Source organism: Azorhizobium sp. AG788 (assembly GCF_004364705.1).
Lineage (GTDB): Bacteria > Pseudomonadota > Alphaproteobacteria > Rhizobiales > Xanthobacteraceae > Azorhizobium > Azorhizobium caulinodans.
The window spans coordinates 364,070-378,244 of sequence record NZ_SOBM01000003.1; the positions used below are offsets into that span (position 1 = coordinate 364,070).

General features: G+C 65.7%; 15 protein-coding genes. 8 read left to right on the forward strand and 7 right to left on the reverse strand.

The features are described from left to right. The first annotated feature begins 237 nt into the window (after window positions 1-237). The gene (locus DFO45_RS09490) at window positions 238-2,010 is read left to right on the forward strand and encodes a hypothetical protein (RefSeq protein WP_133864645.1); all 1,773 of its coding nucleotides are present in this window, start codon (window positions 238-240) and stop codon (window positions 2,008-2,010) included. Between the two features lie 192 nt (window positions 2,011-2,202). On the opposite strand, the gene DFO45_RS09495 is transcribed toward DFO45_RS09490, so the two are convergent. The 3 genes from DFO45_RS09495 to DFO45_RS09505 all read right to left on the reverse strand — a co-directional run bounded on the left by DFO45_RS09495 (window position 2,203) and on the right by DFO45_RS09505 (window position 5,477). Further along, the gene (locus DFO45_RS09495; RefSeq protein ID WP_133864646.1) at window positions 2,203-3,108 is read right to left on the reverse strand and encodes an AEC family transporter; all 906 of its coding nucleotides are present in this window, start codon (window positions 3,106-3,108) and stop codon (window positions 2,203-2,205) included. Window positions 3,109-3,201: 93 nt separating this feature from the next. Continuing rightward, window positions 3,202-4,413 carry a lytic murein transglycosylase gene (locus DFO45_RS09500; RefSeq protein WP_245518024.1) on the reverse strand — a complete coding sequence of 404 codons (1,212 nt, stop codon included), beginning with the start codon at window positions 4,411-4,413 and terminating at the stop codon, window positions 3,202-3,204. An 89-nt stretch (window positions 4,414-4,502) separates the two neighbouring features. Further along, a complete protein-coding gene (locus tag DFO45_RS09505) occupies window positions 4,503-5,477 on the reverse strand; it encodes a LysR family transcriptional regulator (protein ID WP_012168802.1) in 975 nt (324 codons plus the stop codon). 83 nt (window positions 5,478-5,560) lie between these two features. Here DFO45_RS09505 and DFO45_RS09510 point away from each other — a divergent pair, with 83 nt between their 5' ends. The 3 genes from DFO45_RS09510 (at window position 5,561) to DFO45_RS09520 (ending at window position 7,115) form a co-directional block, all read left to right on the forward strand. Beyond that, complete coding sequence (locus tag DFO45_RS09510) at window positions 5,561-6,178, forward strand: NAD(P)-binding domain-containing protein (protein WP_133864648.1); 618 nt, start codon at window positions 5,561-5,563, stop codon at window positions 6,176-6,178. A 128-nt stretch (window positions 6,179-6,306) separates the two neighbouring features. Continuing rightward, window positions 6,307-6,588, forward strand: a complete 282-nt coding sequence (locus DFO45_RS09515) for a hypothetical protein (RefSeq protein WP_133864649.1) — start codon at window positions 6,307-6,309, stop codon at window positions 6,586-6,588. A 224-nt stretch (window positions 6,589-6,812) separates the two neighbouring features. Then, window positions 6,813-7,115, forward strand: a complete 303-nt coding sequence (locus tag DFO45_RS09520) for a hypothetical protein (RefSeq protein WP_133864650.1) — start codon at window positions 6,813-6,815, stop codon at window positions 7,113-7,115. A gap of 310 nt (window positions 7,116-7,425) precedes the next feature. On the opposite strand, the gene DFO45_RS09525 is transcribed toward DFO45_RS09520, so the two are convergent. Beyond that, window positions 7,426-8,442, reverse strand: coding sequence for a 1-aminocyclopropane-1-carboxylate deaminase (locus DFO45_RS09525; protein WP_133864651.1), 1,017 nt, complete (start codon window positions 8,440-8,442; stop codon window positions 7,426-7,428). A 159-nt stretch (window positions 8,443-8,601) separates the two neighbouring features. On the opposite strand from DFO45_RS09525, the gene DFO45_RS09530 reads away from it, so the two are divergent. Continuing rightward, on the forward strand, window positions 8,602-9,066 hold the full coding sequence (locus DFO45_RS09530) for an Lrp/AsnC ligand binding domain-containing protein (protein ID WP_012168797.1): 465 nt from the start codon (window positions 8,602-8,604) through the stop codon (window positions 9,064-9,066). 57 nt (window positions 9,067-9,123) lie between these two features. On the opposite strand, the gene DFO45_RS09535 is transcribed toward DFO45_RS09530, so the two are convergent. After that, window positions 9,124-9,537, reverse strand: coding sequence for an EVE domain-containing protein (locus DFO45_RS09535; RefSeq protein WP_133864652.1), 414 nt, complete (start codon window positions 9,535-9,537; stop codon window positions 9,124-9,126). A gap of 198 nt (window positions 9,538-9,735) precedes the next feature. Between DFO45_RS09535 and DFO45_RS09540 the strand changes: the two genes are divergently transcribed. Further along, the gene (locus DFO45_RS09540) at window positions 9,736-10,035 is read left to right on the forward strand and encodes an antibiotic biosynthesis monooxygenase family protein (RefSeq protein WP_012168795.1); all 300 of its coding nucleotides are present in this window, start codon (window positions 9,736-9,738) and stop codon (window positions 10,033-10,035) included. 61 nt (window positions 10,036-10,096) lie between these two features. Here the strand turns inward: DFO45_RS09540 and DFO45_RS09545 are convergent, their stop codons facing one another. Beyond that, window positions 10,097-11,083: an NAD(P)H-dependent glycerol-3-phosphate dehydrogenase gene (locus DFO45_RS09545; RefSeq protein ID WP_133864653.1), complete on the reverse strand. Its 987-nt coding sequence runs from the start codon at window positions 11,081-11,083 to the stop codon at window positions 10,097-10,099. Between the two features lie 22 nt (window positions 11,084-11,105). Continuing rightward, complete coding sequence (gene tsaD, locus DFO45_RS09550; RefSeq protein ID WP_133864654.1) at window positions 11,106-12,167, reverse strand: tRNA (adenosine(37)-N6)-threonylcarbamoyltransferase complex transferase subunit TsaD; 1,062 nt, start codon at window positions 12,165-12,167, stop codon at window positions 11,106-11,108. Window positions 12,168-12,411: 244 nt separating this feature from the next. Between tsaD and hemC the strand changes: the two genes are divergently transcribed. Together hemC and DFO45_RS09560 are read left to right on the forward strand one after the other, a co-directional pair. Continuing rightward, on the forward strand, window positions 12,412-13,353 hold the full coding sequence (gene hemC, locus DFO45_RS09555) for a hydroxymethylbilane synthase (RefSeq protein WP_133864655.1): 942 nt from the start codon (window positions 12,412-12,414) through the stop codon (window positions 13,351-13,353). 3 nt (window positions 13,354-13,356) lie between these two features. After that, window positions 13,357-14,052 (forward strand): uroporphyrinogen-III synthase, encoded by a 696-nt coding sequence (locus DFO45_RS09560; protein ID WP_133864656.1) that lies wholly within the window; start codon window positions 13,357-13,359, stop codon window positions 14,050-14,052. Window positions 14,053-14,175 lie beyond the last annotated feature (123 nt).

The window sequence follows — 14,175 nt, forward strand, 5'->3', positions numbered from 1 at the left end:
TTGAATTCTACGCCCAATGAAAGACGGCTCGGACGGACTGGCCGCGCCGAAGCGATGTCATTCCGGCTCCCAGATCGATGGTTCCTGCGCCCTTCATTTCCGAATGACGATGGGCACGCTCACGTTTAGCGGCCTGCACTTACACCCGAGTTGGGCCACGATACCTTTTGAAAGCAGAGACCTTCCCCCTCTGATGTAAGCCGTCATCGATCATCACGACATACAAAGGAAATGAAAATGACGAGCACCGAGGAATTCACCAAACTTGTCGAAAAAGCGATGAATAAAAAGATCTTCAAACAGGTCTACGCCTCGAAGCCCTCGATGCAACTCATCGACCAATACGGCCCCCTTTGCGACAAGATCACAAAGAAGAGGTCAATTGAATCTGCAATATACTTATGGAACAAATATCGAAAAGATCCATCGTTTATCGAATCACTTAATCGTATCACAACAAAAATTGACGTACTGCCCGTATCCGTGACAACAAGCACCATCATATCCCAATCTTCGCTAGCTTCACTCATCCAACGTTTCGATTCCATCATGAATTCTGTTTTAGGCACCGTAAACGGAGATCGGGACAGGCTCGCGCCCATTATTGCGGCCACAATGGACTTACAGGTCGCGAACGCGCTTTCCAGCGTGCCAAAGATCGGTCCGGTCGCAGGCATGATGGTTCAAGGGATTACAATCGCACTCACCCGCTTTTTGTCTTCTGATCAGGACATAAGGGACGCCTCAGTGAAGGGGCTCCCGTCATTGTTTTTGGCACTCGCAGATCGAAACAGGAAGATTAAGGAAGAAGACATTGTTGCGCACGCCCAGGTAAATTCGTTTGGTAGACTTTTTCAATCTTCACTCCAATCGATAAATCAAGAAATATCCAGCATGCCACAGGATACGAGATATATAAGAATAAAATCTCAGGAATGCCTGCGCATTGTCAATGAATATGCAAATTATTCCATTAACGAGAAGCAGACTATAAATTCTTTTAAAAATAAAACATCGCGAATGTATAAAATGTGTACAGTTTTATTTGAAGATATAATAGGATCAGGCATAGAGTATGCATTTTCAGACGCGACCGAAAAACTTTTCGATCTTGAAAAAGATAATATGCTTGATGTAACACGAAGCCAGCGAATTGGCCTTATATTGATGGGATATTATTACAGCAAGGACTGGGAACGAGTCAAATTACCAAAAATTGAACGAGCTATGGCAATAGATAGTAAAAATGTTGAACTAAGAAAATCAATTCTAAACAATCAAGCAGAAAACCCTGAGGAAACTCAGAAGGAGATCGAAGAAAACGAAAATATCAGTAGAGCACTTATTTATGGTCACCCCTACCAGAAATTTTGGGGGCATGAAAATATCGAAAAATTTCCCACTGCTTACCGGCATTACCAAGCTGCAAAAATACTTTCGACCAAAAAGGGATTCTCCAATGATGAAAAAATGGCTCCCCCATTCTCTGCAATAGCCACGCGCGGCTTGGAATACCTGAGTATCCTTAAGGGCACGCTCGTGTCAGATATTACAAGCAGTATGGTTGATTTCGCTAAAAATGTTGATGATAAAGAACTAATACGGATGTGGAAACTTTACATTGGATCAAATCTAGTTGTAAATGAGGCCATTCGCAATTCAATTCTCGGAAAAAATTCAAGGAAAGGCATGGAGGTGAATAATGAATATGTGAAAATGATTGAAGATGCTGGTTTTATACATACACACAACAAGCTCACAATAAACAACGAAGAAAAAATCAAAATGGCAGAAGCGGGCAAAATGCGATGGAGAAAGTCGGCATTCGGCTCACCTAGCGCGAGCGAGAGAGCAATGCTGATCGCATTTTGTGCGGCTATCACATTCTCGCTCGATATCGGAAGGCTGTCCTTGGGCTTGGCAGATTGGAAAGACACTGAGGCATCGATCCATAAGCTGTGTCGCGACATTTCCCTCCTATTTGCCGATGATCAATTGGCGCTGAATTAACGCAAATGGAGGAGATATGGGAGTTCGCCATCGGTCTTAGCGTCCTTCCGAAACCGATTCTAAGCGCACGTAGGCCGCCAGATCCGAGCGAGCTTCGCGGATACATGCATCGATGGTGTTTAAAACCAGAAAAACGCGCCACCCGAAGCGCCCCAACGTCGCCCGCCCTCCGGCGGGCGACGCCCCTTCCGCTCAGAGCGCGGAGATCACCGTCCACCAGCCCCAGGCGGTGAGCATGGAGAGCGGCACGCCGATGCCGATGAGCGAGGCGATGAGGTCCGGCTCCAGATCATTGTCCATGGCGATGACGCTCGCCCCCAGCATGGGCGGCATGGCCATCTCCAGCATGGCGACCTTGGCCACCATGTCGCCGGTCTGGCCGAGCAGCGTGTAGAGCCCGATCAGAAGCAGCGGCGCGACGCCGAGCCGGTAGACGAGGCCGACGCCCAGCGGTGCGAGGCGGCTCGCCACCTGATCGAGCCGCAGCGCATAGCCCACAGCGGCCAGCGCCAGCGGGGTCAGCGTGCCAGCAAGCGCGGTGACGAGCTGGTCCAGCCATTCCGGCCGCGCCATGTGGTTGGTGGCAAACGCGATCAGGATGGCGATGAAGGGCGGGAAGGTGACGATGCGCTTGCCCACCGCCTTCAGATCGAGCCGCCCTTCGCTCGCCACCGCCGCAATGGCCAGGCCGAGGGTGGAGAGGGCGAGATAGGAGCCGAACAGATCGATGACGATGCCGAGCCCCAGCCACTGGCTGCCGGCGAAGGCGGCGATCATGGGCAGGCCCACGAAGGAGGTGTTGCCCCAGCCGGCGACAAGAATGAGCGCCCCGGCCCGCCCGCGCGACCAGCCGAGCGCCCGGCACAGCGGCACCATCACCAGCACGGAGACGACGACGCCGATCCAGGGCGTGGCGGCGGCGAACCACCAGTCCGGCCGCGTCTCAAGGCCGTGCATGCTCTCCAGCGCCGCCGCCGGCAGCGCGACATTGATGACCCAGCCGGAAAGCACCTTGGCCGCATTGTCCGGCAGCTTCCCGCTCCAGCGCAGCACGACGCCGATGACGAGGCAAAGAACGATCATCACGATCTGCTGCACGCACACACTCCCCGGCCCGCCCGCATGACGGCATCAGGGTAGGATGGCGGGACGAGCTATGGCTAGGCCGTTTCGATCATTTCTGTCGGCCCGTCAGCGTGCTGCGCCCATGGATTGCAGCACGCCCTCGCTCGGCCAGCAGTCCACCTTCAGCCCGGCGGACTTCTGATAGGCCCCCACCGCCGCGCGCGTGAGCATGCCCGCCTTGCCGTCGATCTTGTCGCCATAGAGGCCGAGCCGGGCGAGATGCTTCTGCATCGCCTCCACGGAGGCGGTGCGCAGTTGCGTCGAGGCGGCCCAGGGCGTGGCGAAGGGCTGCGGATTGGTCATCCGGTCTGAGAGATGGCCGACGAACAGCACGTAGAGATCGGAGAAATTGTATTCCTTGATCACGAAGTAGTTCTTCGTGGTGAGGAAGGACGGGCCGTAGATGCCCTCGGGCTGGAGCAGCGAGGCCGGCTGCGCCAGTTCCGCCGCCGACAGCCGGACGCCGATGGGCTGGAAGCCGGCGCGGACCCAGTCCCCGATGGGCCGCTGCACCTCGGGCACGCCCAGCGTGCAGTCCGCATTGGCCGGCGCGCGCACCTCATAGGCCCAGCGCAGGCCGGGCTGCCAGCCCTTGTCCGCCAGTTGCTTGGCGGCGGAGGCGAGCGCGTCCGGCACGGAGCGCCAGATGTCGGGATGGGCGTTGCCCTCCAGCGAAACGCCGTGGGCGAAGTAATCGGAGGGCAGGAACTGCGTCAGCCCCGTCGCCCCGGCCCAGGACGCGCGAAACGCCTTGCGGGGCACGACACCCTCATCGAGGATCCTGAGGGCCAGGATGAACTCGGTGCGATACTGCGCCTTGCGCCGGCCTGCGTAGGCCTGCGTCGCCATCACCCGCAGCGCATCGTGCGGCTCGGTATAGCGGCCGAAGTCCGTCTCCCGCCCCCAGATGGCCAGCACCACCGGCCCCGGCACGCCGAACTGCCGTTCGATCTGGGCGAGCACGGGCTGATACTTCTGCATCAGCCGCCGGCCCTCGGCGGCGAGGCGCTCGATGGTCGCCTCGCGCACGTAATCGGCGGGCACCTGCACGAATTCCGCCTGCTTTCCCGCGCCCGTCGCGGGCCGGCCCGGAAGGGCCAGGTCCGGCAGCTTGTAATCGGGCTCAAGGCCCCGCGTCTCGCGCTCGAACGTCTCCCGCGAGACGCCCGCAGCCTGCGCCTCCGGCCAGAGGGAGGCGATGAACTGGGTGAAGGCGGCATCGGCGCGGGCGGGCGCGGAGGCGAGCAGGAGCAGTAGCGTGCCCAGAAGGCCGCGCAGGAAGAGATGCAGCTTGCCGTTCACCGATCGAATCTCCCTGTCACGACGGCCGACGCTAGCACGCCGGACGCCGATAGAAGGGCGCTCCCTTAAACTGCGGCCGGCACCGGCTGGCGCGGCGGCCATTCGCCCCGCGCCTCGATCTCGTCGGCATACTCCGCAACCATGCGCCGGATCAGAGCCTCCAGCCACTCATAGCCGCCGTCGGGGACGCCCGCGCGGCGCACGCTCACGATGGGAAAACCGGGCACGGCGATGGGCATGGGCAGGCGGGCGAGGCCAAAGGTCTCGGCATGCCGTTCGCAGAGTGAATAGGGCACGGCCGCCACCGCATCGCTCTGCGCCACGGCATCGAACACGGAGAGGAACAGAGGGAAGGAGGCAACGACCCGGCGGGCAAGGCCAAGCGGTTGCAGCACCCGGTCCACCACGCCGGTGAAGCGGCCCGAGAAGGAGACGAGCACGTGGTCGGCGGCGAGATAGCCGGCAAGGTCCAGCGGCGGGAAGCGCGGATGTCCCTTGCGGGCGATGGCGACGAATTCCTCCTCCCAGAGGGTGGAAGCGGCAAATCCGCGCGGTACGCTGGGGAAATGGCCGATGGCCATGTCGATCTCGCCCCGCCGCAGCGCTTCAAGCGCCGCGGCCCCGACGATGAAGCCGAAGGAGAGGCGGGCGTTCGGCGCGTGCTGGGCAAAGCGGTGCGCCAGCGGCCCGGCCAGCACGGTGGAGACGATGTCCGGACCTGCGATGCGGAAGTGCCGCGTGGAGGCGGCAGGATCGAATTCGCCCGGCTCGCCCTTCAGCGCCTGAGAGAGCCGCAGCATCTCCACCACGATGGGCAGCAGCTCGTGGGCGCGGGGCGTCGGGGTCAGGCCGTCCGGCCGGCGCTGGAACAGCGGATCGCCGGTGAGGTCGCGCAGGCGGCGCAGCGCATGGCTCACCGTAGATTGCGTGAGGCCGAGGCGGCGCGCGGCGGCGGTGGTCTGGCCCGTCGCCATCAGCTCCCGGAAGACCAGCAGCAGCGCCCCGTCAAAGCGGCGGATATGGTTGAGATCGATATCCATTCAGCGAGTAATTTCATTAGCCCACATATCGGGGCTTGGCCATAGTCCGCCGCGACGGATCGCAACGGGCGCGGTGGGGCATCATGGACATCGCCATTCTGGGAGCAGGTCATCTGGCGCGGCTGGCCGGCGCGCGCTGGCTGCGCGCGGGGCACACCGTGCGCTTCGGCCTCGCGGACCCGGCCTCTGCCGACGTCCCGGCCGGCGAAGCACCCGCCCTTCCCTTCGCGGCCGCGGCGGCCGGGGCGCGCGTGCTGCTTCTGGCCCTGCCCTGGTGGGACGTGGAGGGAGCGCTTTCCGCCTGTGCGCCCCACGGTGGCCGGATCATCATCGATGCCACGCACCCGTTGCGCATCGGCGCTACGGGGCCTGAACTGGCCCTCGATGCCGCCACATCCGGGGCCGAGGTCGTTCAGGCGCTGGCGCCCGACGCGGTGGTCTTCAAGTCGCTTAACGCGCTCAGCGGGCCGGCGCTCGGCCGCATCTCCCACCTGCGGCCCGTGGTGCCGGTGGCCGGCCCGGAGACGCCGGAGCTCGAAACTTTGCGCGCGCTCATCATGGATCTCGGCGGCGACCCGCGCCATGCCGGCGATCTCTCGGTCGCCGCCCTGCTGGAAGCGCCCATGCTGGTGCGCCTGCGCCTCGTGCTGGCGGGCCAGCCGCCGGAGGAGGCGGCCCGGACGCTAGCAACCGCCGCCTGATTATCGACGTTTACGGGATAATCATTGCCGAAAAAGCTGCATTATCCCGCGAACGCTGCGGCGCTATCTCTCCTGCATCAAACGGGGCGCCACCAAGGACGCTCCGCCACAGATCAAGGAGACATCCCATGCGTACGATTTCTGCTACCGCCCTCGCCCTTGTTGCCGGCCTTGCCTTCGCTGGCGCCGCCTCGGCCGATGAATATCTCACCAACGCCAATCGCGAGAATTATGCGTCGAGCGCCCAGGGCTTCATCCCGAGCCTGACCGCCCAGCGCGCCGCCAACGAGGCCCTTCTGCCGGCCTCCGCCCAGGGCACGGTGCGCGTGCAGGCTCAGGCTGCCTCCGTCAGCCAGAGCCTGGATCCCCACTGGGGCCCGGCCCTCGAAGGCACGCCCTCCCAGCTCTGAGCGCTGTCCGCTGACCGCCCACTTCTGAGCTGACGGTCATCCATCAATGACGCGGTGCCGCCGTTGGCGCGGCACCGCCCGGCCTCCCGCCTCGCCGCGCCGGGAGCACCGGCCGCCCCGCGGAGCGACGACAGCTCCGTTCTTCTCTTCAGCGCGGCTTTCCTTCCGAACATCCGTTCCGGCCGCCGGCACCGCCGCCCGGACCCGACCATCAGGAGATCATCATGCGTTACGTCAACACGGCAGCCCTCGCCCTTCTCGCCAGCCTCACCTTCGCCGGCGCCGCCTCGGCCGATGAATATCTGACCCGCTCCGTCCGCGAGAATTATGCGGTGAGCGCGCAGGGCTTCATCCCCGGCGTGACCGCCCCGGCCGCCAACACCGCCCGCTCCGCAGAAGCCCTGCTGCCCGCCGCAGCCCAGGCGACCTCCGCTCCCAAGGCCGGCTTCCAGATCCTGAACATCCAGGGCCAGTTCAACAGTCCCGCGGCTGACCAGGATCCCCACTGGGGCCCGGCGCAGGCTTGAGGCGAGGCCGGAATTTCGCTCCCGCCTGTGAGGGCAGCGGGAAACCCGGCCTCACCCTGCGGTGAGGCCGGAACGCCCACGGCGGCGGAGCGGTCCTCTCCCCGCTCCGCCGCCGATGTCCGACAGGCAGAACGACAAAGGGCGCACGGCATCAGCCGTGCGCCCTTTCCGTTTGGGATCGCGGACACTGTCCCCCCGGACGATGCCGTCGTGCCGCCGGTCCGGCCGGAACCGGAACCGGAACCGGGCGGGAAGCACGAGCGCCAGCGCCGCAATCCCGAATGCCGGAAGAGACTTCCGGTTGAAGGCGTCAGCCGTTGCGGAAGGCGTAGGCGTAGCCGTTGAGGGCCGGGGCGCCGCCGAGGTGGGCGTAGAGCACCTTGGAGCCTTCCGGGAAGTAGCCCTTCTTCACGAGATCGATCATGCCCTGCATGGACTTGCCCTCGTAAACGGGGTCCGTGATCATGCCTTCGAGCTTGGCCGCGAGGCGGATCGCCTCCTTGGTCTCCTCGGAGGGGACGCCATAGGCCGGATAGGCATAGTCCTCGACCAGCACCACATCGTCGGAGGTCAGATCCTGGCCGAGTTCCACCAGATCAGCGGTGCGGCGGGCGATCTCCAGCACCTGCGCCTTGGTCTGGGCGGGAGTGAAGGAACCGTCGATGCCGATCACGTTGCGGGCGCGGCCGTCAGCGGCAAAGCCGACAAGCATGCCCGCATGGGTGGAGCCGGTGACGGTGCAGACCACGATATAGTCGAACTTGAAGCCGAGCTCGGCCTCCTGGGCGCGCACTTCCTCGGCGAAGCCCACGTAGCCGAGGCCGCCGAACTTGTGCACGGAGGCGCCCGCCGGGATCGGATAGGGCTTGCCGCCCTTGGCCTTCACGTCGGCGATGGCGTCTTCCCAGCTCTTGCGGATGCCGATGTCGAAGCCGTCGTCGCACATCTGCACGTCCGCGCCCATGATGCGCGAGAGCATGATGTTGCCCACCCGGTCATAGACCGCGTCCTCGTGCGGCACCCAGGCTTCCTGCACCAGACGGCACTTGAAGCCGATCTTCGCCGCCACTGCCGCGATCATGCGGGTGTGGTTGGACTGCACGCCGCCGATGGACACCAGCGTATCGGCATTGGAAGCAATCGCATCGGGAATGATGTATTCGAGCTTGCGCAGCTTGTTGCCGCCATAAGCGAGGCCGGAGTTGCAGTCCTCGCGCTTGGCATAGAGCTCCACCTTGCCGCCGAGATGGTCGGTGAGGCGCGAGAGCTTCTCGATGTGGGTCGGGCCGAAGGTGAGGGGATAGCGCTCGAATTTCTTGAGGTTCATGGCAGGTCGTCCGGAAGGAAATTTATGGCCGGAACTCTAGCCGAGACAGGCTGAGAGGTGCTTTCAAAGTTGATGGCGGAACTACCGCATCTGACTTGCCAGATCGGCCATCTCGTGGAATTTCTTCAGCTCTGACGCAATTTTCCGGAAGATCCTTCCATGGACGAAACGCTCGACCGGATCGACCTCAAGATCCTGCGCCTGCTGCAGGCGAACGGGCGCATGTCCAATGCGGATCTCGCCGAGGCCGTGGCCGTGAGCCCCGCCACCTGCCACCGCCGCACCCAGCGCCTGTTCGAGCAGGGCTATCTCTCCGGGGTGCGGGCGCAGGTGAACCCGCACAAGGTGGAACGCGGCACACTGGTGATGGTGGGCGTGGTGCTGGACCGCTCGACGCCCGAAAGCTTCGGCGAGTTCGAGCGCGCGGTGGCGAAGCTGAAATTCGTGCTCGACTGCCATCTGGTGGCGGGCGACTTCGACTATTTCCTCAAGATCCGGGTGGGCGACATGGCGGACTTCAACCGCATCCACGCCCAGCAGCTCATCGCTCTGCCCAGCGTGCGCCAGACCCGCACCTTCTTCGTCATGAAAGAGGTCGTGGACAATGCGCCGCTGGAGTTTTGAGCCGGCCCGCCCTCTTCGCCGCACAGGCCCAGAACACCGATGAAGCGGGAGGCCCGCTCACCCCTCCGCCAGTGACAGCACGATGTCCCATTCCTCGTCGGTCACCGGCTGGACCGAGAGGCGGGAGAACTTGATCAGTGCCATGTTCTCGAGGCGCGGCTCGGCCTTGATGGTGGCGAGCGTCACGGGCTTCTTCAGCGCCCGCACGGCTTTGAGATCCACCATGCCGAACTTGCCGGTGGCATCGGAGGGGTCGGGATAGAATTCGCGGATCACCTCCACGATGCCGACGATCTCCTTGCCCTCGTTCGAGTGGTAGAAGAAGCCCTGGTCGCCCAGCTTCATGGCCTGCAACTGCTGCTTGGCGAGATGGTTGCGCACGCCATCCCAGTGGGTGCCCTTGGCGCCCGCCTTCGCCTGCTGGTCCCAGGACCATTTGAAGGGTTCGGACTTGTAGAGCCAGTGGGCCATGGGCGATCTCCGGAGCGAACCTTTCCGCTCTAGCTGCGCCGGGGCGACCTTGGCAAGCGGGGGACACGATCGCGCACCGGCAGCTTTCGCGCCGCCCGCCGCCCCTCTATGGTCACGCCGTCCGCAGGGAGGGCGTATGGCCCGCCATCGCCGGCCGCCGCCGGCAAGGCCCGCCTTCCGCATGAAGGAGACGTTCCGATGGTTTATGAGTTGGCGGTCCTGCGCATCCACGAGGGCAAGCAGGCCGAGTTCGAGGCCGCCGCGCGGCAGGCGATCCCGCTGTTCCAGCGCGCCAAGGGCTGCTCCGGCATGGAAATCCGCCACTCGGTGGAAACGCCCACCGAATACCACCTCATCGTGAAGTGGGCGACGCTGGAGAACCACACGGTGGATTTCCGCGGCTCGGAGGACTTCCAGTCCTGGCGCGCGCTGGTCGGCCCCTTCTTCGCGCAGCCACCGGAAGTGCAGCATCTGGAAAGCACCTTCGTCGGCTTCTGAGGATCGCCGCCTTACGCTTTCAAGATCACGGCCCTCCCCGCCGCCGGGGAGGGCTCCCGCCTCAGGCTTCTGCGCGCTGGGGGCGGGCCATAAGGGCCTCGATGGCGCCGTCCACCGAGAGGCGTCCGGAGAGCACCGCATCCACCGCCGCGCAGATTGGCATCTCGACGCGCCGCCCAGCCGCCATGGCCACCAGCGCACTCGCCGTGAAGGCGCCTTCCGCCAGCTTGCCGCCCTGCGGCACCTCTCCCGTCTGGCCCAGCGCAAGGCCGAAGGCGAAGTTGCGCGATTGCGGGCCACCCGCCGTCAGAATCAGATCTCCGAGGCCGGAGAGCCCGGTGAGCGTATCGGGCTGCGCGCCGAAGGCCCGGCCGAAGCGCTGAAGCTCCGCAAAGCCCCGCGCCGTGAGCGCCGCGCCCGCGCTGGCCCCGAGCCGGCGGCCGGCGACAATGCCGGCAGCGATAGCGAGCACATTCTTCGCCGCGCCGCCGATCTCCACCCCACGCACGTCACTGGAATGATAGAGCCGGAAGGTGGAGGAGCCGAGCGCCGCCGCCAGCGTTTCCGCCAGCATCGCATCTTCCCCCGCCAGCGTCACGGCGGTGGGCAGGCCGCGGGCCACGTCGTCCGCGAAGCTCGGGCCAGAGAGCACCATGGGCCGGGCGGCGGGAGCGGCGGCGCGGATCACGTCGGTCATGAAGGCGGCGGTGCCGCGCTCGATGCCCTTGGCGCAGGAGACGAGCGGCGTGCCCGCCGCAAGCAGCGGCGCCAGTTCGCCGGACACCGCCCGGCACACCTGCGCCGGCACCACCAGCAGCACGGCTTCACAGGCGGCCGCCTCGCGCAGATCGGCGGTGGGCGTGACGCCCGCCTCCAGCGCAATGCCCGGCAGGCCGCGCGCATTCTCGCGCCGGGCCGCCATCTCGGCCACCTGCGCGGGATCGCGGCCCCACAGCCTCACTGCGCGGCCGGCGCGGGCCGCCACATTGGCGAGCGCCGTGCCCCAGGCGCCCGCGCCCACGACACCGATGCGGTCGAACGCACTCATGCTTCACTCGGGAGGTTCATCATCAGGCGCGGGGCGTGATGGGCGCAGGATCGAGCGGCCAGCGGGCGCGCGGACTCAGGTCCAGCGGATCGGTGAGGCCACGCGACAGGCGCTCGGCCCCGGCCCAGGCGATCATCGCCCCATTGTCCGTGCACAGGACGGGCGGCGGCACGGCGAGCCGGGTGCCGATGTCGGACGCGGTCTTGTTGAGGGCATTGCGGATGGCGCCATTGGCCGCGACGCCGCCCGCCACCACAAGCGCGGTGGGCCCGGAGCCGAGCCGCTCGCGGAAGAAGCGGGCGCCGGCCTTCACCCGGTCCATGATCACGTCCACCACCGCCGCCTGGAAGCTGGCGCAGAGATCGGCCACGTCCTGATCGGAGAGCGGGGCGAGGCGGTCCGCTTCCAGCCTTACAGCGGTCTTGAGGCCGGAGAGCGAGAAGTCCGGCTCGCGCCGGCCGGCCATCGGGCGGGGAAAAGCGAAGCGCTGCGGATCACCGAGGGCCGCCTGCCGCTCTACCTCCGGGCCGCCGGGATACGGCAGGCTCAGCATCTTCGCTACCTTGTCGAAGGCTTCGCCAATGGCGTCGTCCAGCGTGGTGCCGATGCGGCGATACTTGCCCACATCCTCCACCGCGAGGAGCTGGGTGTGGCCGCCGGAGACCAGCAGCAGCAGATAGGGAAAGGCCACGCCGTCCGTGAGGCGGGCGGTGAGTGCATGGGCTTCCAGATGGTTCACCGCCACCAGCGGACGGCGGGCGGCGAGCGAGATGGACTTGGCGGTGGTCAGACCGACGATGACGCCGCCGATGAGGCCAGGGCCGGCGGCCGCGGCGATGCCGGAAAGGTCGGAGAAGGCGACACCCGCGTCCGCCATGGCCTGGGCGATCACATGGTCCAGCACCTCCACATGGGCACGCGCGGCAATCTCGGGCACCACGCCGCCATAAGGCGAGTGGTCCTCGATCTGTGAGCGCACCACATTGGAGAGGATGTCGCCCGCGCCCGAGGGCGAGCGCGACACCACCGCCGCCGCGGTCTCGTCGCACGTGGTCTCGATGCCGAGCACCAGAAGATCAGCCACGCTCTCTCGCCTCCTTGCGGCCGGGACCACCGGCACATCTCTTGTCGTCTCGGGAGACAGGGCACTGCGGCATCGGCCGTTTACCCCCTCCGGCAGAACCCGGACTGGACCCGCCGCGCACCCGCCCTTACATGGACCCTGAACCTGCGCGTGCAAGCCAAACGCCGGACCGCCGCGCTATCCCGTTGCGATTCCGGCTATCATTGTACGCGCCCCCGACACAAGACGCGATGCCGCAAGCCTGATGCCCGATCCGAACGCCTCCTTCGCCCCCCGTCTCGCCATCGGCACGCGCGGCAGCCCGCTCGCGCTCTGGCAGGCCCATGCGGTGCGCGATGCCCTCGCCGCCGCGTTGGCGCGCCCCGTGGAGAGCATCTCCATCACGGTCATCCGCACCTCGGGCGACAGCATCCAGGACCGCGCCCTCTCGGAAGCTGGCGGCAAGGGCCTGTTCACCAAGGAGATCGAAGAACAGCTCCTCGACGGGCGCATCGACCTCGCGGTCCATTCCGCCAAGGACATGGCGACTGCTCTGCCGGACGGCCTGTTCCTCTCCGGCTTCCTGCCGCGCGCCGATGTGCGCGACGCTTTGATCCTGCGCGAGGGCAAGAGCCTCGCGGACCTGCCCGCCGGCGCGCGCATCGGCACCGCCTCGCTCCGGCGCGAAGCCCAGTTGCGGCGGCTGCGGCCCGACCTCGACGTGTCGCTGCTGCGGGGCAATGTCCACACGCGCCTCGCCAAGGTGCGCGAAGGCACGTTCGACGGCACGCTGCTGGCGCTCGCCGGCCTCACCCGCCTCGGCCTCGCCCATGAGGCGAGCGCAGTTCTGGACACGGACGCTTTCCTGCCCGCCGTGGGCCAGGGGGCGGTGGCCATCGAGAGCCGCGTGGGGGATGAGGCCACCAACGGCGCCATCGCCGCCATCGCCTGCCGCGCCACCGGCATCGCGCTCGCGGCCGAGCGGGCGCTGCTGACCGCGCTGGATGGCTCCTGCCGCACGCCCATCGGCGGGCTCGCCACCGTGGAGGGCGAAATGGTCCGCCTGCGCGGCCTCATCCTCTCGCCCGATGGGCGGGATGCCGCCGAGGCGGACGAGACGGCCCCGGTCTCCGACGCCGCCCGACTGGGCGCGGACATGGGCGCGCGGTTGCGCGCAACGGCTCCCGCCCGCGCGCTGGGGCTCTAGGGCGTGCGGCTGCTCGTGACCCGCCCGCAACCGGGCGCCGGCGACACCGCCCGGCGCCTCGCGGCGCTGGGTCACGATGCGATCGTGGACCCCATGCTGCGGGTGGCGCAAACCCACGCGCCTTTGCCCACCGGCGATTTCACCGCCATCGCCTTCACCAGCGTGAATGGCGTGAAGGCGCTTGACGGCCACGCGGAGAAGACCCGTGTACGGCATCTGCCCGCCTTCGCCGTGGGCACCCGCACCGCCCAGGCCGCCCGCGCAGCCGGCTTCGCGGACGTGACCGACTGCGCCGGCGATGTGATCGCGCTCGGTGTAGCGCTCAAGGCCCTGCCGCCGGGCAGCCGCGTGCTCCATGCGGCGGGCGCGGAGCGGGCGGGCGATCTGGAAGGCGACCTCGCGCCGGCCGGCATCAGCCTCGCCCTTGCGGTTCTCTACCGCACCCTCCCGGCTGATCAGCTCGCGCCGGAGACGATCACCGCCCTCAAGAGCGGCGCGGTCGCGGCCGCGCTCCATTATTCCGCCCGCACGGTGGAGAGCCTGCTGGAGGCCACCGCACGCGGGGACGTGACCGGACCCTTTCTTGCCCTGCGGCAGTTATGCCTGTCCCATGCGGTGGCGGCCCCGCTGCGGGCGCTGGGGGCGACAACAGAGGTCTCACAAACTCCCGATGAGGACGCGCTGCTGACTTTGCTATAAGGCTTCTAGGAAACGTGCCGTTCGCTCAGCGAAGGCGGATGAAACAAGGTGGTGAGCGGGCGCCGGCCGCCCCGAAGCCGCCTGAATCAGAGCGACGGATCAGCTTTCCGGCGGTCCGGACCC